At 42.8% G+C, this 25,306-nt stretch carries 23 protein-coding genes; 15 read left to right on the top strand and 8 right to left on the bottom strand.

Annotation, left to right across the window (positions count from 1 at the left end):
- Positions 1–25 precede the first annotated feature (25 nt).
- The 10 genes from SNE26_RS29430 to hemH all read left to right on the top strand — a co-directional run bounded on the left by SNE26_RS29430 (position 26) and on the right by hemH (position 10,056).
- A complete protein-coding gene (locus SNE26_RS29430; protein ID WP_321557358.1) occupies positions 26–1,273 on the top strand; it encodes a glycosyltransferase N-terminal domain-containing protein in 1,248 nt (415 codons plus the stop codon).
- Positions 1,274–1,353: 80 nt separating this feature from the next.
- Positions 1,354–2,163, top strand: a complete 810-nt coding sequence (locus tag SNE26_RS29425; protein WP_321557357.1) for an alpha/beta hydrolase — start codon at positions 1,354–1,356, stop codon at positions 2,161–2,163.
- 2 nt (positions 2,164–2,165) lie between these two features.
- Positions 2,166–2,789 (top strand): lysophospholipid acyltransferase family protein, encoded by a 624-nt coding sequence (locus SNE26_RS29420; RefSeq protein WP_321557356.1) that lies wholly within the window; start codon positions 2,166–2,168, stop codon positions 2,787–2,789.
- A gap of 179 nt (positions 2,790–2,968) precedes the next feature.
- On the top strand, positions 2,969–3,595 hold the full coding sequence (locus SNE26_RS29415) for a lysophospholipid acyltransferase family protein (protein WP_321557355.1): 627 nt from the start codon (positions 2,969–2,971) through the stop codon (positions 3,593–3,595).
- A gap of 3 nt (positions 3,596–3,598) precedes the next feature.
- Positions 3,599–4,687 carry a glycosyltransferase gene (locus SNE26_RS29410; protein WP_321557354.1) on the top strand — a complete coding sequence of 363 codons (1,089 nt, stop codon included), beginning with the start codon at positions 3,599–3,601 and terminating at the stop codon, positions 4,685–4,687.
- Positions 4,666–5,343, top strand: coding sequence for a carotenoid biosynthesis protein (locus SNE26_RS29405; protein ID WP_321557353.1), 678 nt, complete (start codon positions 4,666–4,668; stop codon positions 5,341–5,343). Before SNE26_RS29410 ends, SNE26_RS29405 begins: the two co-directional genes overlap by 22 nt.
- 95 nt (positions 5,344–5,438) lie before the next feature.
- Positions 5,439–6,290 carry a 4-hydroxy-3-methylbut-2-enyl diphosphate reductase gene (locus SNE26_RS29400; protein WP_321557352.1) on the top strand — a complete coding sequence of 284 codons (852 nt, stop codon included), beginning with the start codon at positions 5,439–5,441 and terminating at the stop codon, positions 6,288–6,290.
- Positions 6,291–6,319: 29 nt separating this feature from the next.
- On the top strand, positions 6,320–7,021 hold the full coding sequence (locus tag SNE26_RS29395) for a fatty acid desaturase (RefSeq protein ID WP_321557351.1): 702 nt from the start codon (positions 6,320–6,322) through the stop codon (positions 7,019–7,021).
- Positions 7,022–7,359: 338 nt separating this feature from the next.
- Positions 7,360–8,667 (top strand): IS110 family transposase, encoded by a 1,308-nt coding sequence (locus SNE26_RS29390; protein WP_321555135.1) that lies wholly within the window; start codon positions 7,360–7,362, stop codon positions 8,665–8,667.
- A 363-nt stretch (positions 8,668–9,030) separates the two neighbouring features.
- Positions 9,031–10,056, top strand: coding sequence for a ferrochelatase (gene hemH, locus SNE26_RS29385; protein ID WP_321557350.1), 1,026 nt, complete (start codon positions 9,031–9,033; stop codon positions 10,054–10,056).
- 358 nt (positions 10,057–10,414) lie between these two features.
- Here hemH and SNE26_RS29380 read toward each other — a convergent pair whose 3' ends face one another.
- Positions 10,415–10,606 (bottom strand): cold-shock protein, encoded by a 192-nt coding sequence (locus SNE26_RS29380; protein ID WP_090528875.1) that lies wholly within the window; start codon positions 10,604–10,606, stop codon positions 10,415–10,417.
- Positions 10,607–10,774: 168 nt separating this feature from the next.
- Positions 10,775–12,706, bottom strand: a complete 1,932-nt coding sequence (locus SNE26_RS29375) for an alpha-amylase family glycosyl hydrolase (RefSeq protein WP_321557349.1) — start codon at positions 12,704–12,706, stop codon at positions 10,775–10,777.
- Positions 12,707–13,175: 469 nt separating this feature from the next.
- Between SNE26_RS29375 and SNE26_RS29370 the strand changes: the two genes are divergently transcribed.
- Positions 13,176–14,513 (top strand): IS4 family transposase, encoded by a 1,338-nt coding sequence (locus SNE26_RS29370; protein WP_321555623.1) that lies wholly within the window; start codon positions 13,176–13,178, stop codon positions 14,511–14,513.
- A gap of 110 nt (positions 14,514–14,623) precedes the next feature.
- Here SNE26_RS29370 and crtD read toward each other — a convergent pair whose 3' ends face one another.
- The 5 genes from crtD to SNE26_RS29345 form a co-directional block, all read right to left on the bottom strand.
- A complete protein-coding gene (crtD, locus tag SNE26_RS29365) occupies positions 14,624–16,099 on the bottom strand; it encodes a 1-hydroxycarotenoid 3,4-desaturase CrtD (protein WP_321557348.1) in 1,476 nt (491 codons plus the stop codon).
- 182 nt (positions 16,100–16,281) lie between these two features.
- Positions 16,282–16,833 (bottom strand): type 1 glutamine amidotransferase domain-containing protein, encoded by a 552-nt coding sequence (locus tag SNE26_RS29360; RefSeq protein WP_321557347.1) that lies wholly within the window; start codon positions 16,831–16,833, stop codon positions 16,282–16,284.
- A gap of 195 nt (positions 16,834–17,028) precedes the next feature.
- Positions 17,029–17,937, bottom strand: a complete 909-nt coding sequence (locus SNE26_RS29355; protein ID WP_321557346.1) for a LysR substrate-binding domain-containing protein — start codon at positions 17,935–17,937, stop codon at positions 17,029–17,031.
- Between the two features lie 9 nt (positions 17,938–17,946).
- Positions 17,947–18,729, bottom strand: a complete 783-nt coding sequence (locus tag SNE26_RS29350; protein ID WP_321557345.1) for a hypothetical protein — start codon at positions 18,727–18,729, stop codon at positions 17,947–17,949.
- A 196-nt stretch (positions 18,730–18,925) separates the two neighbouring features.
- The gene (locus SNE26_RS29345) at positions 18,926–19,933 is read right to left on the bottom strand and encodes an aspartate-semialdehyde dehydrogenase (RefSeq protein ID WP_090534105.1); all 1,008 of its coding nucleotides are present in this window, start codon (positions 19,931–19,933) and stop codon (positions 18,926–18,928) included.
- 678 nt (positions 19,934–20,611) lie between these two features.
- Between SNE26_RS29345 and SNE26_RS29340 the strand changes: the two genes are divergently transcribed.
- The 4 genes from SNE26_RS29340 to SNE26_RS29325 all read left to right on the top strand — a co-directional run bounded on the left by SNE26_RS29340 (position 20,612) and on the right by SNE26_RS29325 (position 24,032).
- Entirely contained in the window at positions 20,612–21,565 is a 954-nt protein-coding gene (locus SNE26_RS29340) for an NAD-dependent epimerase/dehydratase family protein (RefSeq protein ID WP_321557344.1), read from the top strand.
- Positions 21,566–21,716: 151 nt separating this feature from the next.
- Positions 21,717–22,442 carry a YebC/PmpR family DNA-binding transcriptional regulator gene (locus SNE26_RS29335; protein WP_110587330.1) on the top strand — a complete coding sequence of 242 codons (726 nt, stop codon included), beginning with the start codon at positions 21,717–21,719 and terminating at the stop codon, positions 22,440–22,442.
- 96 nt (positions 22,443–22,538) lie between these two features.
- Positions 22,539–22,754 carry a DUF2442 domain-containing protein gene (locus tag SNE26_RS29330; protein ID WP_321557343.1) on the top strand — a complete coding sequence of 72 codons (216 nt, stop codon included), beginning with the start codon at positions 22,539–22,541 and terminating at the stop codon, positions 22,752–22,754.
- A 120-nt stretch (positions 22,755–22,874) separates the two neighbouring features.
- A complete protein-coding gene (locus SNE26_RS29325; protein ID WP_321557342.1) occupies positions 22,875–24,032 on the top strand; it encodes a hypothetical protein in 1,158 nt (385 codons plus the stop codon).
- Positions 24,033–24,408: 376 nt separating this feature from the next.
- Here SNE26_RS29325 and SNE26_RS29320 read toward each other — a convergent pair whose 3' ends face one another.
- Complete coding sequence (locus SNE26_RS29320; protein WP_321557341.1) at positions 24,409–25,206, bottom strand: dienelactone hydrolase family protein; 798 nt, start codon at positions 25,204–25,206, stop codon at positions 24,409–24,411.
- Between the last annotated feature and the right edge of the window lie 100 nt (positions 25,207–25,306).

The following is a 25,306-nucleotide window of genomic DNA, read 5'->3' as shown; positions in this document are numbered from 1 at the left end:
AGATAATCATTCAGCGTTAAAATTGATGTTATTATATAATATAGGTATCAAATTATATTCCCTTTTTATCCGTTTTGCCTCGTTATTTAACAACAAGGCAAGGCTTTGGATTGCAGGACGTAAAAACACTGTTTTTGTACGTATGGAATGCAGTATTTGGTTTCACTTTGCTTCACTTGGCGAGTTTGAGCAAGGCAGGCCGATACTGGAAGCCATGAGAAATTTACACCCCGGAAAGAAAATAGTAATCACCTTTTTTTCTCCTTCGGGATATGAGATCAGGAAAAATACCCCGCTTGCCGACCACGTTTATTACCTGCCTTTGGATACCGCCCAAAACGCCCGCAGGTTTATTGATGCCATTAACCCCGAAATTGTCATTTTTACTAAATACGAGTACTGGTTCCATTTTTTTAATGAAGCAAACAAGCATAAAATCCCCCTGTATATCGTATCAGGCATTTTCAGGCAAGGGCAGGTGTTTTTTAAATGGTACGGCGGTTTTAACCGCAAAATACTAAGCCTGGTAAGCTACTTTTTTTTACAGGATGAGGCCTCTAAGCAGTTATTACAAGGTATCGGCATTACCAATACATTGGTAAGCGGCGACACCCGCTTTGACCGCGTTTGGGCCAATGCGCAAAATCGGAAACAATTGCCCCTGATTGAAGAATTTAAAAACGGGCAAAAACTATTTATCGCAGGCAGCACCTGGCCGCAAGATGAAGCCCTCCTGGCCAAACTGGTAAGCCAATATCCCGATTGGAAATTCATCTTCGCCCCGCATGAGATCCCGGAGGAGAAGATTAACAACCTGATAAGTTTATTACCCGAAGGGAAGGCCATTACATTCTCTCAATTAAAGTCCGAAGCCGAAGGTCTGAAGTCCGGAGATTTCATTAACCAATCGCTAACCTCCAACCTTCAGTCTCTCGTCATCGACAATATCGGCATGCTTTCGTCCCTTTATGCTTATGCTGATATCGCCTATATAGGGGGCGGATTTGGTGTGGGGATCCATAATACCCTGGAGGCAGCTGCTTTTGGACTACCGGTCATCTTCGGCCCTAACTATCAAAAATTTAATGAGGCGAAAGAGCTCATTGCCCTCAAAGCAGGTTTTAGCATCGGCAACGAAACAGAACTTAAAGGCATTGTGGAAACGCTGATTAATGATGAGGCTTTTTATAGCGTTACCAGTAAAAAGGTTTCAACTTATGTGAAGGAAAATGTAGGGGCTACGGAACTGATCATGAGATTTATTGATAAATAACCTTTCACTAATTGACCATTGCCTGAAACAAAACATGGTTGTTTGCTGTACAAAAGCCATAAATTCTTAATATTGCCTTAATGGGTTTTTTACATCTGCCCGGCTTGGGCAAAGCACATTTTCACGAATATGGTACCGGCCAAAAACCGCTGCTGGCCTTTCACGGTTACGGCATGACTGGTAAGCAGTTTCAAGTGCTTGATCAATCGGTTTTACCTCAGTATCATATTTATGGTTTCGATCATTTTTTTCACGGCGAAAGCAGGCTGGATGGCTGGACGGAACAACAGATCCTGGCCGGGATGCCCAAAGCCATGGTGCGCAGCTATATGGAAGAGTGGTTTAAACTTTACGGCCGGCAGCGCTTTTCGGTAATGGGTTACTCCATCGGCGCTAACCTGGCCCTGATATTGGTTGAAGAATATGCCGACATGATTGATAATATCATTTTAATGGCCCCCGATGGCCTGGCCGTATTTAAAGGCTTTCATTTTATACTGCATAATAAGCTTGGCCGCGCAATTTTCCGCACAGCTACAAAAAGCAAATGGCTGGCACCTTTTTTAGTTAAGAGCATGAAAACCGTTGGCGCCATTGACGAAAGCCTTTACCGCATAGCTTATAATGAAATTGATACCGAACAAAAACGGCTTGACACTTATTATACCCTAAATTTGATCAGGCAGTTAAAACCCGATGCCGGGAAAATTGCCCGGCTCATCAATCAGTATAAAATTAAATGCTTGCTGATATTTGGCAAGCATGACAAACTGTTCCCACAATCGGCAGCTATGCCATTTTTAGGGATGCTTGATGAGGCCGAAGTGCATGAAGTTGACCTTGGGCACTGGTTGGTTACAAAGGCACTGGACGAGTATTTAGTTAAATAAAAATGGAACCTTCGCGTAAAAAGAAATTCTGGAGTAAACTATTCATCAGTTGCGTAAGATGGTGGATTGGCCGTAATTTTAAAGAGGTTAATGTACAGCCCTTTGAGCCGCGCCCGGGCCATTCAATATTGCTTTTGACCAATCATTTTAGCTGGTGGGACGGCTTCATTGCTAACCGGACAGCTGTTTATGACCTCAAAAAGCAATTCTACATCATGATGCAGCAGGACCAGTTTGATCAGCATAGCTATTTTCGGTACATTGGGGCTTACTCCATTCAAAAAGGGTCGAGGGCAATACTTGACTCGCTCAGCTATTCGGCCGGGATATTAAATGATCCGGATAACCTGATCGTGATATTTCCGCAGGGCGAACTATACTCAAACCATGAAACGCATATCCGTGTTGAAACCGGTGTTTATAAACTAATGCGGCAGATAAAAGGCCCCTGCCAGGTGGTTTATCATTGTACCCTGATCGATTACTTTGAAAGCCTGAAGCCCCGTGCGTATGTTCACCTGTTTGATTTAGGCGTTGCCAATGAGCTTACTTTTGAACAGTTAAAGGAGAACATTAATAAGGCACATCAGCAAGCACTGAAGAATCAAATTAATATGGAGCACTAACTTGATTGACACCAATTTCCCGAATTATTTCGAATTGGCGCTAATTCTATTTAGATATTCATTACTTAATTCGTGTAATTCGGTCAAATTGTATAGTAAGCAATGTATTCGTGTTAACTGCTTTAATTCGTGCAATTGGATTAAATTGTCGCCGACATGCAATACATTCGTGTCAAAATATGATCCGCAATAAAGAAAACTTGTTCATGAACCGGATTGTCCATCATTATATTAAATGGATAGTTGGCAAAACGTTTCACGAACTGCTGTTTAATGATATAGAGGTAGATAAAAACAAGTCGGTACTGCTTATAGGTAATCACTTCAGTTTTTGGGATGGACTGATCCTGTACTGTGTCAACGAAAAACTATTGAAGAAAAAACTGCATGTGATGATCCTGGAAGAAACCTCCCGTAAAGAGCGGTTTCTAAAATATGTTGGTGCTTTTTCTGTAAAAAAAGACTCAAAGAGTATTCTCCAATCACTCGATTATGCGGCCGAATTGCTTAACGACCCGGCAAATTTGGTTTTAATGTTTCCGCAGGGCAAACTGTATGCTAACTTTGTTACAAACATAAATTTTGAAAAAGGGGTTATGCGGATAATTGAAAAAGCAACCGGGAATTTTCAGCTGGTTTTTGTTTCAACTTTTATCCAGTACTTTAAACATAAAAAACCAACAGCAACCGTTTATTTAAAAAGCGAACCAGAAAATTACACCGGTAAAAGCATAAGTAACTTACAGGAAGCCTACCAAAGGCACTACGAAGCATCCAAACTACTGCAAACCGAATTTGATATATAAAAAGTGACAATAGCTATATTAATAACCCTATTTTTTATCATACTCAGGTTTGCGGTAACACTGTTCAATTATATCTCCAACCCTAAGCTGCCCCATATAGGCAGGTATTATTCTGATAAAGTTTCGATCCTCATCCCTGCACGTAATGAGGCCGAAAATATATTAACGCTGTTAAATTCCATTCATCAGCAGGATTATAACAACTATGAGGTTATTATTTATGATGATGATTCAAGCGATGATACTTACCGGGTTTGTACTGAATTTGCCGCCGGGCACCCTCACTTCAGGGTATTAAAAGGCGGTAAATTACCGGGCGGCTGGATGGGTAAAAATTACGCCTGTCATCAAATGGCCAAACAGGCCGATGGTAAATACCTGCTGTTTTTAGATGCCGACGAGCAGATCAGTAACCGCCTTATCAACAGTGCCGTGCACCGTATGCATTTGCACCAGCTGGGTTTACTAAGCCTGTTCAGCAATCAAACCATGCTTACCCTTGGCGAAAACCTGGTAATACCGCTTATGCATTTCATATTGCTAAACCTGCTGCCTTTGCGCCTGGTATATATCGTAAAAAATGCTTCTGTGGCGGCTGCCAGCGGGCAGTTTATGTTGTTTGATGCTGCCATTTATCACAAACACCAATGGCACAAAGCGGTAAAAAATAAAGTGGTGGAAGATGTAGAGATCATGCGTCTGATCAAAACCGAACGTTATAATGGTGAGGCATTACTGGCCAACGGCATGATCAGCTGCCGCATGTACCGGGGATATGGCGAAGCTATAAATGGGTTCAGTAAAAATTTCCTTGCGGCTTTTAACTACAGCATCATTGGTTTTTTGGTGTACATCACCATCATTATTGCCGGTCCGCTGATTATCCTGACAACCCTGAACATGCCGCTGATACTTTTTACAGCAGGCCTGATTTTTCTTACTCGGATCATGATCTCCCTTTCGGCCGGTCAAAAGGCAGAGTATAACATCCTTTTGCATCCTGCACAGATGTTTAGCCTGCTAATAGTGGCTGTTTTATCCATACAAAGGTATCTTACCAAAACCACGATGTGGAAAGGGCGAAAAATTTGAAGCCCATAGCATCCGATAATTCTGCCCGGGCAAAAAACAGGATCTGTATCATAGTTATCTTCTTGTTTCACCTGGTAGGGTTAACAGGCTTTATTATCCCCTCATTAACCGTATTATTTATAGCACTGGTACCATGGCATTTGCTATTGATGCTCGCGGTTATCATTTATAGTTATGACAGCATGAACGGCAGGTTTCTGCTGTTTGCGGTAATTACTTTTATTGCAGGCTTTATGGCCGAATACATCGGCGTACATACCGGCTTGATCTTCGGGCATTACGAGTATGGCGGTACCCTTGGTACAAAACTGTTTGAGATCCCGCTGATGATCGGGGTAAATTGGTTTTTACTGATTTATGCCGCGGGTGTTACCCTGCAGAGAAGCCGCTTAAAAAGTGCATTGGTAAGGATACTTTCAGGCGCTATGATCCTCACCTTGCTCGATGTTCTGATAGAGCCTATTGCCATACAGTTTGATTACTGGCATTGGCTGGATGCCGGCGTTCCGTTTAAAAACTATGTTTGCTGGTTCGTGCTGAGTGCATTGCTGCTTTTCATATTTGAGCAGTTTAAATTTAAGCGGCAAAGCATTGCTGCCCCGGCATTATTGATTGCGCAATTTGTGTTTTTTGCTGTTTTGAATTTTGTGTATTAAACTAAGGCGATGAGCTGGTTAGTGATATAAATAATCAGCGAAATCAACGTAATCATTACAATCAACGGTTATTTTTGCCGTAAATTTGCAACACCATGGGAGATTATCAGTTAAAGGTTACTATTGACCAGGATTCGGGCTTTTGCTTTGGAGTGGTTTATGCCATTGATATGGCCGAGGAGATTTTAGAAGAAGACGGATACCTGTATTGCCTTGGCGATATTGTGCATAATGATGAAGAGGTTGAACGCCTGAAAGCAAGAGGCCTGCGCATCATTGAACACAGCCAGCTTAAAGATCTCCATAATGAAAAGGTACTCATCCGTGCGCATGGTGAAGCCCCCGATACTTATCGTACGGCTTTAGAAAATAATATTACCCTTATTGATGCCTCCTGCCCGGTAGTACTTAAACTGCAAAACCGCATCAAAACCTCATACGACTCCAACGAGAAGGTCCTCATCTTTGGCAAACACGGTCATGCCGAAGTAGTTGGCCTGCAGGGGCAAACCAATGATGAAGCGATAGTTTTCCAGGATATTGCCGAGCTGGACAATGTAGAACTTCCGCATAATATCACACTGTACAGCCAAACCACCAAGAGTATGGATAAATTCTACTCGGTAAAGGATGAGCTTATTTCACGCGGATATGCCCTTAAGGCCAATGACACTATTTGCCGCCAGGTTAGCAACCGCGATAAAGACCTGCCTAAATTTGCAACGCGTTTTGATAAGATCGTTTTTGTATCGGGCAAAAAATCATCAAACGGTAAGGTGCTGTTTGAAGTATGCCGCAAACATAACCCCAACACGTACTTCATATCCTCAACCGACGAACTGGATAAAAACATGTTTGCACCAAATGATACCATTGGTATTGCCGGCGCTACATCAACCCCCATGTGGCTGATGCAAAAAGTAAAAGCCGCGCTTGAAAGTTTTTAACAGCACGCTTTTTGCTGTAATACCGTAACATGCAAAAACGCCCTTCATATATCGGTTTATTGGTAGCAGCCCTGGTAATTGGCTGCTGGGCAACAAGCATTATATTGCTGATGCAGTGGCGCTTCAGTTTCGCGAACCCCTTTGTTTATATATTCATGTTAGTGCAGATGCACCTGTATACCGGGCTGTTCATCACTGCGCATGATGCCATGCATGGTACAGTTTCGCCCAATAGAAGTATAAATAACTTTGTTGGTTACCTGAGTACTTTTCTATATGCCTCATTTTGGTACCCGCAATTGTATACCAAACATCATAAGCATCATATTCACGTACATACACATGAAGATCCGGATTACCATAGGGGCAGTTTTTTTGCGTGGTATGTACAGTTTATTCGCAACTACTTGTCTATATGGCAAATTGTGGTGATGGCTATTGTTTTTAATATCCTGAAGATCTGGGTCCCGCAGCCAAACCTCATTATGTTTTGGGTGGTGCCGTCGTTGCTAAGCACCTTACAGTTATTTTACTTCGGCACCTACCAGCCCCACAAAGGAGAGCATGATAACCGGCATTTTGCCCGCAGTCAGCGCCGAAACCATATAGCCGCTTTTTTTAGCTGTTATTTTTTTGGATATCATTATGAGCATCACGAATCGCCGGGCGTGCCGTGGTGGAGGTTGTGGAAAGCTCCATTGCCCGAAAAGCAGAAATTGACCAATTCATAGCTCGCTGCTCGTCATTGTATCCAACTATTAAGCCCCGGAAAAAATCGTAATGATGCATAAAATATATTTTAGGGATGTTGCGCGGGGGCTGCGTTAGGGAAGTCTGGCCGGGTTTCCGGTTGGTTTATAAAGGGACATGCCTTAAATTTGGATAAGGCTTTACAGGAAGTAACAGTGCTACAAATTAGTGTTAATTACCTGATAGGGAATCTTGTTCCAGTTGCTTATTGAAAGGTTTATTGGTGATGCCGTTCTATAGAGCGGTATTCCCGTGCAGGATGCTATCGAATTTTATAAGCAGCAGGCCTTAAAGCTTATTTAATTTAACCATTAGGCTTATGTCAAAAACACTTGAGATCGTCCATCCCAATGCGGCAGGGATAGATATTGGCAGCAGAAATTTCTTTGTAGATGCAGGCGAAGATCAGATCCGTATCTTCCCCACTTTTACGGCAGACTGTAACGCGATCCGTGATTACTTGCTTTCTTTAGGTATCAATACAGTAGCGATGGAATCCACGGGTGTTTACTGGATAACACTATACACAGTTTTGGAGGAAGCGGGTGTAGAAGTTTACCTTGTAAATGGGCGTGATGTAAAAAATGTCCCAGGTCGAAAAAGCGATGTGAAAGACTGTCAATGGCTTCGTCAATTGCATGGCTATGGCCTTTTACGGAAAAGTTTTATACCGGAAATTGAAATGCGTAAAGTTAGAAGTTACCTCCGTTTGCGGCAAGATCATATCCGTGCCGCCGCCACACAGGTTCACTTGATGCAGAAAGCTCTAACCCAAATGAATATCCGTTTTACAGAAGTGATTAACGATATCAGCGGAGCGAGCGGAATACGCATGATAACAGCCATACTTGGAGGCGAAAGAGATGCCATTACGCTGGCAGAATTATGTCATGAGCGGATACTGGAAAAGAAAAGAGATCTGGTGATTAAATCACTGGAGGGGCATTATAGCGAGGAGCATCTGTTCGCCTTGCGTCAGGCTTATGGCACCTGTTGCTATTACAATAGTTTAATAAAAGAATGCGATGCAGAGATAGAGCGTCAGTTAAAAGATATGTCAAAAGATAAAGACGATATTGAAACAGCTGTAAAACGCAAACCGATTCGTTACCATAAACCTGAAATAGATAACCTGCATAAGCCTTTGCTGAAATTGACAGGAGGCAAAGACCCGATAGGCATAGCAGGAATAACCGATTACAGTTTTCTCCAGATCGTAAGCGAGGTGGGAACAGATATGAGTCCCTGGCCAACAGAAAAGCACTTTAGTGGCTGGTTGAAACTGGCACCGATGAAATCGAGTTCGGGAAAGATGCATAAACGGGTACGGATGAAGCGTCAAAATAATGCAGGGCTGATATTCAGAAATCTGGCCCAGGGTCTATTGAACAGCAAACACCTCGCTCTTGGGGCATTTGGTCGGAGAATACGTGCAAGGCGGGGAAGTCCTATCGCCATAAAGGCAATAGCGCGAAAGATAGCGTGCTATTATTATAGGGTAATGACTAATGGCAGTGAGTTTGTAGAAAAAGGAATAGAGGCCTATCAAAACCATTTAAAAGAACAGAAAAGGAAGCAACTTGAAAAATTGGCACTACAGTTTAATATGCAATTAGTCCCTGCATAAAAAAGTGTGTCCTCAGGATTTGTAGAGGAAAGCCCACAGCGCGGGTTGGGTTTGCGGGCAGGAAAGGCGAGGATTTGCAGCGTAAAGCCCGGCCACAGGCAACGCCCATATCATGAAACCCGATCAAAAAACGCCCTTAATAATCAACCGCTTACAACTAAATCATTATAAAACACGAAACAATTCCCCAAAACAGACAGTAACCGTGCAAATCTCCCTGCAAAGTTGGGGATTGCTTCGTGCCTCGCAATGACGGGAGTATACAGTGACGGGGAATTATAAAACTTACACCTCATTTATTTGTAAATTGTGACCACCGTCATAACTTACGGGGCATTTTTTGCTATTTTTGCACCTACAGTTATGGCTAAAAAAGGAATTTTACTGGTTAACCTGGGCACACCGGATAGCCCAAGTACAGCAGATGTAAAGCGTTATTTGAATGAGTTTTTGATGGACCCGCGGGTTATTGATATCGGAACCATTTCACGTACCCTTTTAGTTAAAGGCCTTATTGTTCCGTTCAGGGCGCCAAAATCGGCTAAATTGTACCAGGCCATCTGGGATCCCAAAACAGGTTCGCCGCTGTTACACTACAGCCTTTTACAACAGCAGGCGTTACAACAGCGCCTTGGCGATGAGTATATGGTTGAGCTGGCTATGCGTTACCAAAACCCATCTATCGAATCGGCTTTGGAGAAACTGAAGGCAGCCCTTGTTGAAAGCATCCGGGTGATCCCTTTGTTTCCGCAATATGCATCGGCCAGTACAGGTTCGGTTTATGAAAAGGTAATGGGTATTGTTGGAAAATGGCCAACATCCCCAAATATCACTTTCATCAACTCGTTTCATGATAATGAGCTGATGATTGAAACTTTTGCAGATAACGCTCAAAAATATAACCCTGAAACTTACGACCATGTTTTGTTCAGCTTTCACGGCTTACCGCAAAGGCAGCTGATCAAAGCTGATCATACACATAACCATTGCCTTAAATCTGCAGGTTGCTGCGAAACGCTTACCGATGCAAACAGGTTTTGCTATTCGGCACAATCACATCATACGGCTAAGCTGATAGCTGAAAAAATGGGCATTCCGAGAGAGAAATATACCATCTGCTTTCAATCGCGGCTGGGCAACGACCCGTGGGTACAACCCTACACCAGCGAAATTGTAGCCAAACTGGCCGGCGAAGGTAAAAAACGCCTTTTGGTATTTTGCCCGGCTTTTGTAGCCGACTGCCTCGAAACCGTATATGAAGTAACTACCGAGTATGGCGATGAGTTTAAAGCCCTCGGCGGCGAGCATGTTCAACTGGTGGAAAGCCTGAACGATGCGCCTAAGTTTATTGATGCTTTGGTAAAGATGGTAAACCCTGAGGTGGTTTAAGAAGGATCTTCGGTTAAGATAAAATTAATACCTAACCTATAACCAAGGGGGGAGGAAATTACTTTTAAAACACGAGGCACCTACGGAGCCTATTTATTAATATACATTCTTTCTATAAACACGTTACTCCTACGGAGTATGGCCACAGGGTTTCCTAAACTCCGTAGGAGTAACGTGTTTATAGATAAAATCAAATAAAGAGTTGGCTCCGTAGGTGCCTCGTGTTTTAAAAGCGATTGTGATCGGCGGTTAGCTTGGGTATATAATTGTTCCAATAATTAAAGGCTTTTTTATTGCATAAAAAAAGCATCTGCTCATTGCTGAACAGATGCTGTACGATTTTTATATAATTGATAGTTTAACCTACTTTTACATTTACCGCATTTAAGCCTTTTTTGCCTTGCTCTACATCGTAGGTAACGCTATCGTTTTCACGGATAGTGTCGATCAGGCCTGAGACGTGTACAAAAACTTCGGCGCCACCGTTAGTTGGTGTAATAAATCCGAAACCTTTGGTTTCATTAAAGAATTTTACTGTTCCTTGCATTATATTTTTATTTAATTATTACAAAGGTAACATTAATAACTCAATAATTAATTAAAAATAAGGCAATTACACTTTTTTAATTTCGCAAGTGTAATTCACAGTTAAAAATCCCCTCTTAAAAACAGCATCCGTGTACTCCCTGAAGCCTTCACACTTAGTGCTTTAACCCTGTTATTGCTGCAATGCAACACTGCTGTAAACGTGATATTCACCGGGCTGCAGCGTCATAGAATATGGCAATGATGTTACACTTATACTGGTTTTGCTAATGTTATCGTACCAGGTTCCGGTAGCCGGGAAACTGATGCTGCCGGTTTGTGGCACCACGTCAAAATTACCAACCACCTCAACATTTGCGCTGACGTCTTTTAGCTGGATAGTTTTGATTGCACCCCCAAGACTGTACGTATAATTTGTTGAGGCAAATACAGCGTTCTTTTCCTTCATCTTAATCATTTTTGAATAAATGCTGTACAAATGCCTCCTGTTGGGATCGGTGTTGTAGTTCCAGTAGATGGGTTTATTGCTGGTGCGGCCGCCCTGGTCAATGCTTACATCGTAGCCAAGCTCGCCAAACTGCCACAGCATTTTAGGGCCCGGAACAGAGAACAGGAAAGCAGCCGCCATTTCCTCGCGCGCCAAACCGGTATTTTTGTCCTTCACGTTGTAGCTGCCAACCGCATTGCCATAGCTTTCATTTTTAAACTGCAGGCGTTCCTCATCGTGGCTTTCAAAATAACTCACCAGGTTATAAGGCTGCGTAAACGTGTGCTGATCATAAAACAAGCCCTGAAAATTGGAGTTGGTTAACCAGCCCATAGTGGCTTCATTGGCATTATAGTTCAGGTTGTTCCAAAGCATCATGCCTTCGCCGGCCAGTTCTTTTTCTTCCTGGTTAGCGGCAAAATGTTCCAGTATCACGTAGAAATTATTATTGTCGATACTTTTGATATAGTTATTATAATCTTTCCAAATGGCTACCCGACTGGCATCATATTGCCCCCAGGGACCAACAGCTGCATCAGATGTGCCATAATTAACCTGCGTAAATCCTTTTGAAAGGTCAAAGCGGAAGCCATCGATCTTATACTCCGTCATCCAGAATTTAAGTACGTTCTTTACAAAATATTTGGTGTCGGCACTTTCATGGTTAAACTGGTAACCCACATTATAAGGATGTGTTGGATCTACATTATACCAGGGATTATTGGCCGCAGGTTTGCCTGCAGCTGTATTAAAATACATCTGTACCATTGGCGATTGGCCAAAGGAGTGATTAAGCACCATATCCTGGATCACTGCTATCCCGCGCGAATGGCATTCATCAATAAAAGCCTTCAAAGCGTTTTTGGTACCATAATATTTATCGGGGGCAAAATAAAAGGACGGGTTATAGCCCCATGAAAGGTTGCCTTCAAACTCATTGAACGGCATCAGCTCAATGGCGTTAACACCCAAATTGGACAGATACTTCAATGTATCGGTAAGGGTTTGGTAATTATGCGCATCAATAAAATCACGCACCAAAAGTTCATAAACAACCAGGTTCTTTTTATCCGGGCGGGTAAAGCTGGCATTTTTCCAATTGTACGCGGGCTGATTGGCCTGGAAAACGCTTACATTGCCGGTAGTTTTTCCGGTTGGATATTTTTTTAAGCTGGGATAGGTATCTGAAGATATGTATGAATCATTATCAGGATCAAGTACCTTTTCAGTGTATGGATCGGCAACTTTTAATGACTTATCAATATAAAACTGGTAGCCATATTCAGTGGCCGGATCTATATTATCAATCTGTACCCACCAGCGTTTACCATCGGGCGTATTGTTCATTACCGCTTTGGTATCATTGGTATCCCAACTATTAAAATCACCGATAACCGATACCGACTTTTTGCCGGGCGCATACAGGTTAAAAATAACCGATTTACCCGAATTGATAAAGGTAACCCCATCTTTTGCGCCGGCCGGCAATGCCTTTCCGGTGTTCACCACCGTATCACCGGGAACGTTCCCGGAATTACCCGGCGAAACGTCCTTCTTTTTGCATGAAGTAAAACCGGCCAATAAAAATCCGGCAAGTAACAGGTAAACATTTTTCATGATCATATTTTGTTATAATTGGTTCTCTGCAGTAAAATAGCTGGTAGCCTGTTGGTTTACAGGCCCAAACGTACTGGCAGCGCAATATCTGTAAAATAATTGGTAAAATTATAATTCCTAAAAATTATGTATTTGTCTTCCCGAGAAGTTTTTATGTAGAGACGCATCACATGCATCTCCCAGCGGACAAGCCGCTTTGTAAGTCATTAACTTCAAGAATTTGCATGCGGGAGACGCATGTGATGCGTCTCTCTACATTTTAAAACAATTAAATTTAAACACCTTCTGAGATAACGCAGTTAAGATACCATCTGTTGCCTAACACCCTTGTTGCGTACCTCCGGCCAATGTCATTAAGTTAAGGGAAAATAGTTGAGGGTTAGTATTCTTAAGGAAGAAAAAGGGAATAAAAAGGATTGTAGTAAGTAGTTTTGAATCGACTAAAACACAAAACACCACTACAACCTTAATGGCCAGGACCGAGATAAAAATAGGAATAAAAATTATTTCCGAACTAAAAAGCTTTGTTTCTTTAATTGTCCAGAACGAACCTCTGTTGAATAATTTCAGAAAGTCTGAAAAAGACTTCACCCGAAATAGAAAACTCCCCTTTGAACGACTTGTTTTACTTATAGTTAAGCTCTGTAAGAAAACACTTAGCATAGAACTTGAAAAGTTTTTTGAAGAATTAGGAGGTCAGAGTCCCTGCTCAGTAAGCGCCTTTACCCAACAACGTATAAAATTAAAAGCATCTTTCTTTTACTGGTGGAACAATGTTCTATTAAGCAGTTATTACCATCATGCGAAGCAGGGGGATATAAAACGTTGGAAGGGTTTTCGGGTAGTTTCCGCAGATGGTTCTAACGTCAGTTTAGTAAACACACCTGTGCTAAGCAATTATTTTGGAGGTGCAAGCAATCAGAGTGGGTGTTTCGTACAAGCAAAGACATTTTACCACTATGACGTGCTGAATGAGCTTGTTCTGATGTCCCGGATCATGCCTTATCGTTATGGTGAGGTACCAATGGCTTATGATGCGATAGAACAACTGAAAAAAGATATGCTGGTTATTTATGACCGGAATTTTTGCAGTTATAAGATGTTTGCCTTGCATCTGTGGGCTGAAGAGGAAATCAAATTTGTCATCAGGGGAAAGAATGATCAGAATATGATAAAGGATTTCATAGCAGGAGGTAAACACACGGCCATTGTTTACTTAGCCCCTGTAACTACAGCTATCAAATCATTAAAAGAGAGTGGGTTTATCACAACCAATAAAACATTATTAAAACTGAGATTGGTACGGGTAGAACTGGAAAACGCGGTAGAGGTGCTGGTAACCAATCTTTGGGAAGAAGAAGGTTATCCCAATAGTGAATTTAAGGCGCTTTACTTTTTGAGATGGGGCGTAGAAACTAATATATCGATTCAGAAAAATATCCTGCAATTGGAAGCTTTCAGCGGCCTAACCGTTGAATCGGTTGAGCAGGACTTTTATGCAACTGTATTCATGACCAACCTACATGCTGTTTTAATAAAAGATGCTCAAGCATCGGTAGATAATAATCTGATAAATAGAAAATATCCCATGAAAGTGAATAAAAATAAGTCCTTTGGAAAGTTAAAGATTAATTTAGTGGCTATTTTCAACGACAATAATGCCGATCACATTTTAGAGGTATTACACAAACATTTTATCAGAGATATATTGCCCGTGAGAAAAGATAGAACCTTTCCACGAGTCAGAAAAAACAGGCAAACAAATAGTAAACACCGAACTTATTCTAACTTTAAACCAGCTTATTAACCCTTAACTTAATGACATTGACCTCCGGCACGCTAAAATTTATTCATTTTACTGTTTCTACAAATCTTTTGTAGCTCTGGTGCAGCCTATCTATAGTGGTAGCGCATCTTTTAGCCCACTACCGAGCTCACAATTTTGGCCGATAACAAACAAAGCGGAATCCCCCCTCCCGGATGTACACTCCCCCCGCAAAAATATAAACCTTTTACTTTAGACGATTTATTGGCATGCCTCAAAAACGCAGCAAACTGGCTGTTTGAACTGGTACCATACAGGGAGCCTTGATATGAGGACGTGCGGCTTTCTATACTTCGCGGATCAAGAACGCTTTCATTAGATATCAGCGGTCTAATATCTTTACCCAGCAGGCGACTTAACTTGTTCAAGATGTTTTTCCCCGCTTCAGCTATCAGCGCATCCCAGTCCTGCCCGGTATTGGCCGGTACATTGATCATCACGAACCAGTTTTCGCAACCCCCAGGAGCATCACCGGGTTCATATTTTGAGCTAATGTTAAGGTATATGGTAGGATCATGATAAATGTTTTTTTCCTGCCAGATATGTTTAAATTCCGCCTCGTAATCAGCACTGAAAAATATATTATGCAGGTTAAGCTCTTTAAACTGATCCCGGATCCCCCAATAAAATATCAGGGCCGAACTGCTCCGCTCCTGGCTTAATATTTTTTGAGGATGGAGCTTGGGATACACACTTAGCAGCGTATGATAAGTAAACCAAATATCCATATTGGATACCACAAGGTCCCCTTCAATTACTCCGTTATTAGTGCTGATTCCTTTTACTTGGTGTCCTCGCAATACAATTTCTGCTACCGGGTTATTGTAGTGAAATTTCACACCTAATGATTCGGCCAGTACCACTAAACAAGAAGTTATGTTATACATCCCCCCTTCAGGAAAATAAGCACCAAAGTGTTGCTCCAGGTGCGGGATCACGTTCAGCGTAGCGGGCGCGTCATATGGATTTGAGCCATTGTAGGTTGCATACCTGTCAAAAAACTGTACAATTCGCTTATCCTTAAAAAAGCTTTGGTTAGCCTTATGCATACTGCGGAAAGCGTCTATTTTTCCAAATCTCAATATTGATTTAACGGTATCCCAGCGCAGGTAAGTTTTGAGCTGATGCAGGGAACGCTCTAAAAAAACATGATTCGTAATACTATAGATCCGGCTGCTGTTTGCAAGGTATTTATTTACAGCCATAGCTGGTTCACCGGTTTGCTGCTGAATCTCATTGCCAAACTTTTCCTTATCGGCATAGGCCATTAACCGGGTGCCATCCTCATAAAAGTATTTGCAAACAGGATCCAGTTTTTGATACCTGAAATAATCGGAGGGATTTTTGCCGGCCAGTTCAAAAAGCTCGTCGACATATTGCGGCATGGTAAACAGGCTCGGTCCGGCATCAAACCGGTAACCATCCTGCTCAAACTGGCTCAGCTTACCGCCGGGGTAGCTATTAGCCTCATAAACTTCAACTTTATATCCTTTTACCGCCAGGCGGATAGCTGTTGCAATACCCGCTATACCGGCGCCAATAATCAAAGCTTTTTTTGAGGAGGGCATGGTGGCAAAGATAACCGGGATTTGGGGGGATTTTTAGGATCAATAGGATTTTTCTTTGACTTAATTAGAAAATCCAGCTGATCTCAAATCTTATAAAACCCCAATTCAGATTCTTCAGAGCTCTTTAAACCAAAGAAAAATCCTGTACTCTCAAAAATCCAATAAAAACCCCGGTTCAGGAATTACACATGATGAACGCCTTCGCCTATCTCTTCAATAGCCTTACGGTTAAATGCTTCCAGATCATCGGGGCGACGACTGGTCACCAGGCCGTTATCAACCACTACTTCTTCATCAACCCAATCGGCACCGGCATTTTTAAGGTCGGTTTGTAGCGAAGGGTATGAAGTTAACCGCCTGCCCCTGATCATACCTGTTTCTATCAGCAATTGCGGGCCGTGGCAGATAGCTGCTACCGGTTTGCCTTCATCTAAAAAAGCAGAGGCAAATGCCACGGCATCTTTATTTTGTCTTAACTTATCGGGGTTAAGCACACCGCCCGGCAAAACCAACGCATCGTAATCATCAGGACTTACTTCGCTTAATTGTTTATCAACATTAATCTCGATGCCCCAGTTGGTTTTGTCCCAGGCTTTGATCTTTCCGCTTTTTGGCGATATCACGTGTACTGTTGCACCTGCCTGCTCCAGGGCTTCTTTTGGGCTTGTTAATTCAACCTGCTCAAATCCTTCTTCGGTAAGGATAGCTACCTTACGACCATTTAAACTTGCCATAATTTATAATTTTTTAATTAATGATTATAAAAATTAAATACAATATAAATACAGGTAAAAACAAGGATGGTTTTAGGAATTTAAAAAGAGGCTATAAGTAATTGATTAGTAATTTATCCGGAGTTTGGCTCCTTAAGCAGCTTCTTCGCAGAGACGCGAAGACGCAAAGTTTTTACTTAGCCACTACGTACTTAATCATTCGGAAGATTGTCCGGTATGCTGCAGCGCAAAATTGATAAAGTTGCTTGTCAGCCCATAATCCTCCGTTCCCTTACGGCGGATGAAAAAGAAATTACGGGTAATTCTAAGGCCTTCAACAGGCACTTCAACCAGGTCGCCTTCGGCCAATTGCCTGATGATGGATGGCCGGGGCATAAAACCAAGGCATTGATCGGCCAGCAGGAAGTTTTTCAAAGCTTCGGTACCACCAAGACGGATCTTCACCGACAGATCGGCCGGTTTAATGTGTAAAGGTGAAAGCGCTTTCAAAACTGCATTCAACGTACCCGAACCGCGTTCCCTTACGGCCAAAGGTGTTTTTACAAACTGTTTTAAGGTTAATGATTTCCCGGCCAGTGGGCTTTTAGCCGAGCAAACCGGGATCACCTCATCGCTCATAAATGGCTTGTATGAAACCGTAGTGAGCTTATTATCAACCTCAATAATACCGATATCAACCTCATGGTTAAGCAAAGCGTTCAGAATATATTCGCTGTTGCGGTTTACCAGTTGTACATCTACATTTGCATATTCACGCTGAAAGCCTGAAAGTATCGACGGTAAAATATACAGGGCGATAGTTGTGCTCGCACCTAATCGTAAATGCCCGGCAGCTTGCGAAAGATTGCTTAGCACCGAAAGATCATACTCAATTTTCCGTTCAATTTCGGTAGCCTGCTGTAAATACTCGTTTAGCTTATTACCAGCTTCGGTTAATAAAATGCTGTTGCCCTTACGCTCAAACAAGGGTACTTTATATTGATCTTCGAGCGCCTTAACGTGCTTGCTGATGGCCGGCTGGGTTATAAACAGCACCTGGGCAGCCTTACTGAAACTCAGGTTGGCGGCAACTTCCATAAATACGCGATGGGCGAAAGAGATCATGGGGCAAAGTTAATTTTTTACCCGTTCAAAGTACTTACCGGTAAATTTATACACGATATAGTCGCGGGTAACCTGTCGGTTTGCATTAACTAACGGACTATGGATGCTTTGTGTTTTAGCATCGTAATAAATAGTCGGGATCACCTTCATATTAACTACCGACAGGAAATTATAATCAAAATATAACTTACTATGCATTCCGGTTTGGGTTTTAACCAGCAATACCGTACCATTTAACTTATCCTTTTCGATAGTAAAAAACTGGATGCCCTGGGTAGCATCCACACTTGAACGTACCGAATTATACGCAGCCAGGTAATAAACTTTATTATTAGCCTTTAAAGTATAAATCTTAGAGTACCAGTAAACCGGGTTATGCTTTTTCCCTACCGAATCCATTTTTAAGGAAGAAAATGTTTTACCATTAACTTTGTACTGCAATACATTGTCAAAATCATAGCCGGTGCTGCCCAGCCTGGTATCCCATGAATAGGTGCGGAACAAGCCATCGGCAGATCTGGCTATCACTACCCGCTCTTTAACCAGTTCGGTAAATGGATAATTAATAGTTTCGGGATATTTGGAGGTGTAATACTTCAGTTTAAAGCCGAAGATTTTATTCATTTTCTCCAATGAATCGACAGCCTTCCACTCTTTTTTGTGAGTACCGTAATAGTTCACCCTTTTAAAAATCCGTAACAGATCAGCTTCAATGGCCTGCGGACTTTGGGCAAACAAATTTGCTGAGTAAAAACAGCAGCAGAAAACAATTATAAACTTAAAGGTTTTCATCGGTAAACAAGATACGCAAAAAAAGCAAATCCGGCGGATATTCGTAGCAAATCAGTGCCAGATGCTTGTTTTTTAGCTTGTTATTTTTTCGAAGTATTGCCCGTTGAATTTGTAGGTAATGAATTTGGATATATAAAAAAATAGGGATAACCAAATGATTATCCCTATCCTATTCTTATGAAAAGAAATATTCTACTTACGCCTCAACCGGCTGACCAATCAAATGCTGAGCAGCAAGGTACTCTGCAATTTGCACGGCGTTGGTAGCTGCACCTTTACGCAAGTTATCAGATACTATCCAGCAGTTAAGTGTATTGTCCTGAGTTTCATCGCGGCGGATGCGGCCTACAAATACCTCGTCTTTATCGTGCGCGTCAAGCGGCATCGGGTATTTCAGGTTAGCGGTATCATCAACCACGACAATACCCGGCGCGTTAGCCAATAACTCACGTACTTCGGCCAGATCAAAATCATTTGCAAACTCAATGTTAACCGACTCAGAGTGACCGCCCATAACCGGGATGCGCACAGTAGTAGCAGTTACTTTGATGCTGTCATCGCCCATGATCTTTTTGGTTTCGAGGATCATTTTCATTTCCTCTTTAGTATAACCGTTTTCGGTGAATACATCAATCTGCGGGATCACGTTCAAATCGATAGTGTAAGGGTAAACTTTCGGCCCGTCGATACCTTTACGCTCGTTAAACAGCTGATCAACAGCTTTAACACCTGTACCCGTAACCGATTGGTAGGTTGAAACTACAACCCTTTTAATTTTGTATTTATCGTGCAGTGGTTTTAAAGCCACTACCATTTGTATGGTTGAGCAATTCGGGTTAGCGATGATCTTATCTTCGGCAGTAAGCACATCAGCATTTACTTCGGGCACAACCAATTTTTTGGTTGGGTCCATACGCCATGCCGATGAATTATCAATAACAGTTGTACCAGCAGCTGCAAATAAAGGAGCCTGCTGCAATGAAGTGCTTCCGCCGGCCGAGAAAATTGCTACGTCCGGCTTCATCTTAATCGCATCCTCAACAGAAACCACCTTAAACTGCTTACCCTTAAAAGTAATTTCTTTACCAATACTTTTTTCTGAAGCTACGGGAATTAATTCTGTAACGGGGAAGTTGCGTTCTGCAAGAACCTGCAACATTTTGGTGCCTACTAATCCTGTAGCACCTACTACTGCGACTTTCATTTTTTAAATTGTTTTTGAAATGTATCAGGCTGCTTCACAGCGCCTGTTTTTAATTAATTATGTGTTTTAAAAGTTAAACCCTCAAATATGCACATTTTTTTGGTATCGGAGAAATATTAAGTCTATGGTTTTTGTGGGGAATTAGTGAGTGGTTGATTGGGTTGATTAAGTGAATGGTTGGTTGCCTGAATCAGAATTTTCAGGATTGGAGAATTAACAGAATGCAAATAAAAATGATAAGTAATTCTGATAATCCGACCTTGGGCGCAAGTCTTGAGCGAAAGCCAGCGGGTGGCGGACTTGTGACTTCTTCGTTCGTTTGGATCTTTTTCTGCTTGAACCTGAATTTTCAGAATTTGAGAATTAATTGAATGACAATAAAAAAATGATAAATAATTCTGATTCAGACAACATCCGGACAATCCTTAAATCCTAAAAATTATGGTTCAGAATATGGGCGTTACCTCCGGCCGCGCTATCCGCTCATACGCCTGCAGGCATTACGCTCATTGACCGGTATCCGCTACTATCGCTAACGCAGAAAAAGTCTGAAGTCCGATGTCCGGAAGTCCGGAAGGTTAAAATTGGCCTGAACTTCCGGACTTTCGGACATCAGACTTGCGGACTCCCAACCACTCACTTAAAAACCCTACCTTTGCCCCGTAAACTCAAAATTGCATGAGCGAAAAGATCTTAGTGATAGGCGCCAACGGCCAGATCGGCACCGAACTGGTAATGGCTTTGAGAAATATACACGGGGCCGAAGCAGTTATAGCTTCAGATATCAATAGCCCAACCTATGCCATGCGCGGCAGCACCGGGCCCTTTGAACTGATCAATGTACTTGATAAAGATAACCTGCACCACATATTTGATAAGCACCGCCCCACGCAGGTTTACCTTTTAGCAGCCATACTTTCCGCCGTAGGCGAACAAAAACCCAAAATGGCCTGGGACCTGAACATGACCGGCTTGCTGCATGTGCTGGATTTTGCAGTTGAGTTTAAAGTAAATAAAGTTTTCTGGCCAAGCTCAATAGCTGTTTTTGGCCCGCATTCGCCGCAGCATAATACACCACAGTATTGTGTAATGGATCCCAACACAGTTTATGGCTTCAGCAAACTGGCCGGCGAGCGCTGGTGCGAATACTATTTTAATAAATATGGGCTCGACGTACGCAGCATCCGCTACCCGGGCCTGATAGGCTGGAAAGCTAACCCCGGCGGCGGCACTACCGATTATGCCGTACATATATTTCACCATGCGTTAAAAACCGGCAGCTACGAAAGTTTTCTGGCTGAAGGTACTGCCCTGCCGATGATGTATATGGACGATGCCATCAGGGCTACCATTAGTTTGATGGGTGCCCCGGCCGAAAAAATCAGCATCCGTTCATCCTATAACCTTGCAGGTATCAGCTTTACACCTGAGCAGTTAGCTGCCGAAATAAAGAAACTGATCCCTAAATTTGAGATCAGCTACAGCGATAATGACCCGCGACAAGCCATCGCCGATAGCTGGCCAAAATCAGTCGACGACAGCTACGCGCAGAACGACTGGGGCTGGAAACTGGAATACGATCTGCCCAAAATGGTAGCTGATATGCTGGAGAACCTTAAAAATATTATTTAAGGTAAAAGGCAAAAGGATAAAGGTTAAAGGTTTTTATCTATCGTTATTTAAACAAATATTATATTTACCGTCTTGTCTTTACAGGGCAAGCTTTGTAAAACAACAAGGTTGATCCATGAACCATCAACCATGAACAATGAACTAAAAAAACATGGGAAGAGCATTTGAATTCCGCAAAGAAAGAAAGTTTAAGCGCTGGGCCAAAATGGCAGTGCAGTTTACCCGTTTAGGTAAAGAAATTGTAATGGCTGTTAAAGCCGGCGGCGGTGATGTTAACACCAACTCGCGCTTACGTACTGCAGTACAAAACGCCAAGGCCGTAAACATGCCTAAAGACCGTGTTGAAGCAGCCATTAAACGCGCCAGTAGCCGCGACGAAAAAGATTACGAAGAGCTTGTTTACGAAGGATACGCGCCTTATGGCGTTGCCGTTTTGGTTGAAACTGCAACTGATAACACTAACCGTACCGTTGCCAACGTACGCAGTTACTTTACAAAATATGGTGGTTCGTTAGGTAAAACCGGATCATTGGATTTCATCTTCACCCGCAAGTCGGTTTTCACTTTTGAGCCGGGCGAACGCGACCTGGAAGAACTTGAATTTGAACTGATAGACGCAGGTTTGGAAGAGATTTTTGTCGAGGCTGACGAAAATGGCAACGATATTGCAGTAATCCACACAGCTTTTGAAGATTTTGGTAAAATGCAAAAAGCATTGGAAGAAATCGGCATCGAGGTAAAATCAGCCAAATTAGAGCGCGTACCGCAATCGTTCCACGCCGTTACCGAAGAACAGGTTACCGATATCATGAAACTGATTGACCGTTTGGAGGAAGATGACGACGTGCAGGCTGTTTACCATAATATGGCGGAGTAAGAGCCCCGCCCAACCCTCCCCGAAAGGGAGGGCTTTGAATACATAATATTAAAAACAAAAGTCTCCCCTTCCGGGGGAGATTTAGAGGGGGCCGATATGCCACTATTCAACACACGTAAAGGAGAGAAAAAAGTAAAGGTTACCTTTGCTAACGGCTTGCTTTTTGTGGAAACTGATGGTGGCAAACCCCAGGCTTTTCCGCTGGAATGGTTTCCACAGTTACTGAACGCTACCGACGAGGAACGTGAAGACTGGAGCCAAACCGAAAAAGGCATCCGGTTTAACAAGCTGGGTGTGGATGTTTCGCTTTAGCTTAGAGTCAGGACAGCAAGAGTCAGGAAACAAGAAAAAAACAAGAATAGGGTACGAGATGTAAGAGGTTAAATCTTCATCTTACAGTCTTGATTCCTGATTCTTACATCTAAACAAAAAATGGTTTTTGAAGAATTTTTAAAGAAGAAAAGAATTGACCTTGCCGCTCTGCAACAGGGCGAACCGGCTTTGTTTTCTGAATTTAAAGATCATTTTGAACAGATGGGCGAAAAAAGTTTCGACCATACTAAAAAGTACTGGTTTAATAAACTAAGGCGCCAGTTCCCGGTACCGCTTGAGGTTAAAACCGAAAAGGCACATATCAAAAACCCGCTTGCCGAACAAACCATTACCGAAAGTTTGATAGAACCCGGCACAGCGGCCAAGGTTGGCTTTACACCGAAGTTCCGCGCAGTGACACCAAAACCGGCGACTCCTGCTGAAGAACTTAAAGAACAGGCAACGGAGCCGGCTACACCGGAAGCTTCATCTGCGGAAGCGGCGCCAAAACCGGCATTCAAGCCGCGTTTCAACCCGGCTATGGCAAAAGCCAAACCGGCAGCAAGTGGGGAACCACAGGCAATAAGTGACGAGCCACAAACCGGAACTCCGACTCCTGCTGCCGAATCACCGACGACAACACCTGCCAAACCCGGTTTCAAGCCCCGCTTTAATGCAGCCATGGTAAAACCAAAGCCAGCAGAGACTGAAGCATCGGCAGAAGATAAAAAAGAAGAAAACACAGCAGAACCACAGTCCCCAACTGCGGAAGCACCCGCACCTAAAATAGGCTTTAAGCCACGCTTTAACGCAGGTATGGTGAAACCCAAACAGGCTGAAAGCGAAACACCTCCTGCAGAGAAAAAAGAAGATACATCTGCTAACGAACCTCAACAACCGGCAGTTGAAACACCGGCGCCTAAAATAGGCTTCAAACCTCGTTTTAACGCGGCTATGATGAAACCGAAACCGGCTGAAAGTGAAGAAGAAACTGAAAATAAAGAGGAGGAACCATCAACTGAAACTTCACAACCAACATTTGAAGAAGTAAACCCGACTGAAACTCCCGCTCCAAAACCTGGCTTTAAGCCTCGCTTTAATGCTGCTGCAATAAAACCCAAAGCCCCTGAAGCTAAGGCGCCGCCAGAAGATAAAAAAGAGGATAAGCCGACCGAAGAGCCTCAGTCGCCGGCTACAGACACTTCTGCACCTAAATTGGGATTTAAGCCACGCTTCAACGCCAAAAATCTTCCTAAAAAATCAGAAGGGGGGGAATAAACATTATTTATTAACCGATTGTCATTTCGATACGAGGAACGAGTGAGAAATCTTGTACACCCTGCTAAGCCGGCATACTTATCGGACTTGCGTGGTGTAGAAGATTTCTCTTTCGCTCTACCACTCAACCCGCCGCTGCTCTATCGAAATGACAATTCTTTAAAGATGTGTACACACGATAGTCTCGAGAGGGGGCGCTGAGGAACGAGTGGTGGCAGGGGTGTATTTCTGCTACAAGCTTATCAAAGCAGAAATACACCCCTCCGCCCCTCTCAAGAGAGGAATCACACAATCCCGCGCTTTTTCTTCCTTAAGTTAACGGCTATGGGCCAAAGCCGGGTGGTAACTATTTCACGGCCTCCGGCCGATGCCGTTATCACTTACTATGCGAAAACAGCCAATGCAGCAAATCAGGCTCATTAAAAGCGTTATCCCAGCTATTATGCCCTACACCAGGATATAGGGTAAACCTTGGATGTCCTCCCGCCTCTTTAATGGCATCAACCATTACCTGCGAATGATCAGCAGGTACTACCGGGTCATTATTGCCGTGGAATATCCATAGCGGAACTTTTTTGGCATATTTTTTTGCATTTAAGGTGTTATCACCGCCGCAAATGGCAAAGGCGGCTGCAAATATCTTAGGTTCGCGGCCAATGATCTCGAAGGTGCCCATGCCGCCCATACTCAGACCACCTACGTAAACTTTGTGCTTATCAACAAAAGGTTTCTCCAAAAACTGGTCAACAAGCCCCATCAACATAATCATAGCCATTGTTGGCGGCGCATCCTCCTGGAAAATAAATTTCCGTTTATTGGTTGCTGAGTCGGTAACCTGTTTCACATTACTCCAGTAGCTTTTTGTGGGGCATTGTGGAAAAACCACTATGGCTTCATACAATTCTCTGCAACTATCCTGCAAAAGTCTTTGCGCTCCGTAAGCCAGCTGCGATTCGTTATTGTTTCCACGTTCGCCCGAACCATGCAGCACAAATAACAGAGGGTACTTTTGCCCCGGGTTAAAATGTTTGGGAAATAAAATGCGGTATGGCAGTGTATCTACTTTAAAAATAAAGCTGCCCCTATCAAACGAGGTCAAATTTTGGGCTTTGGCTAAAAAAGAAAATGCTAAGAGCAAGCTTAGCATTCCTGTGATTCGTAATATTTTGATCATGGGTTAAAATGCTTCTTTGTTTTGCAAGCGGTGTAATTACCGCTGTAGCTTCAAAACAAATTTAACCCCTTTAACGGCCTTTTGTTTATTTTTTTATGCC

Source organism: Mucilaginibacter sp. cycad4 (genome assembly GCF_034263275.1).
In the GTDB taxonomy this organism is placed as follows: Bacteria; Bacteroidota; Bacteroidia; order Sphingobacteriales; family Sphingobacteriaceae; genus Mucilaginibacter.
Note: the sequence above shows the minus strand (reverse complement) of the source record. Positions and strands in the feature narration are given on the sequence as shown.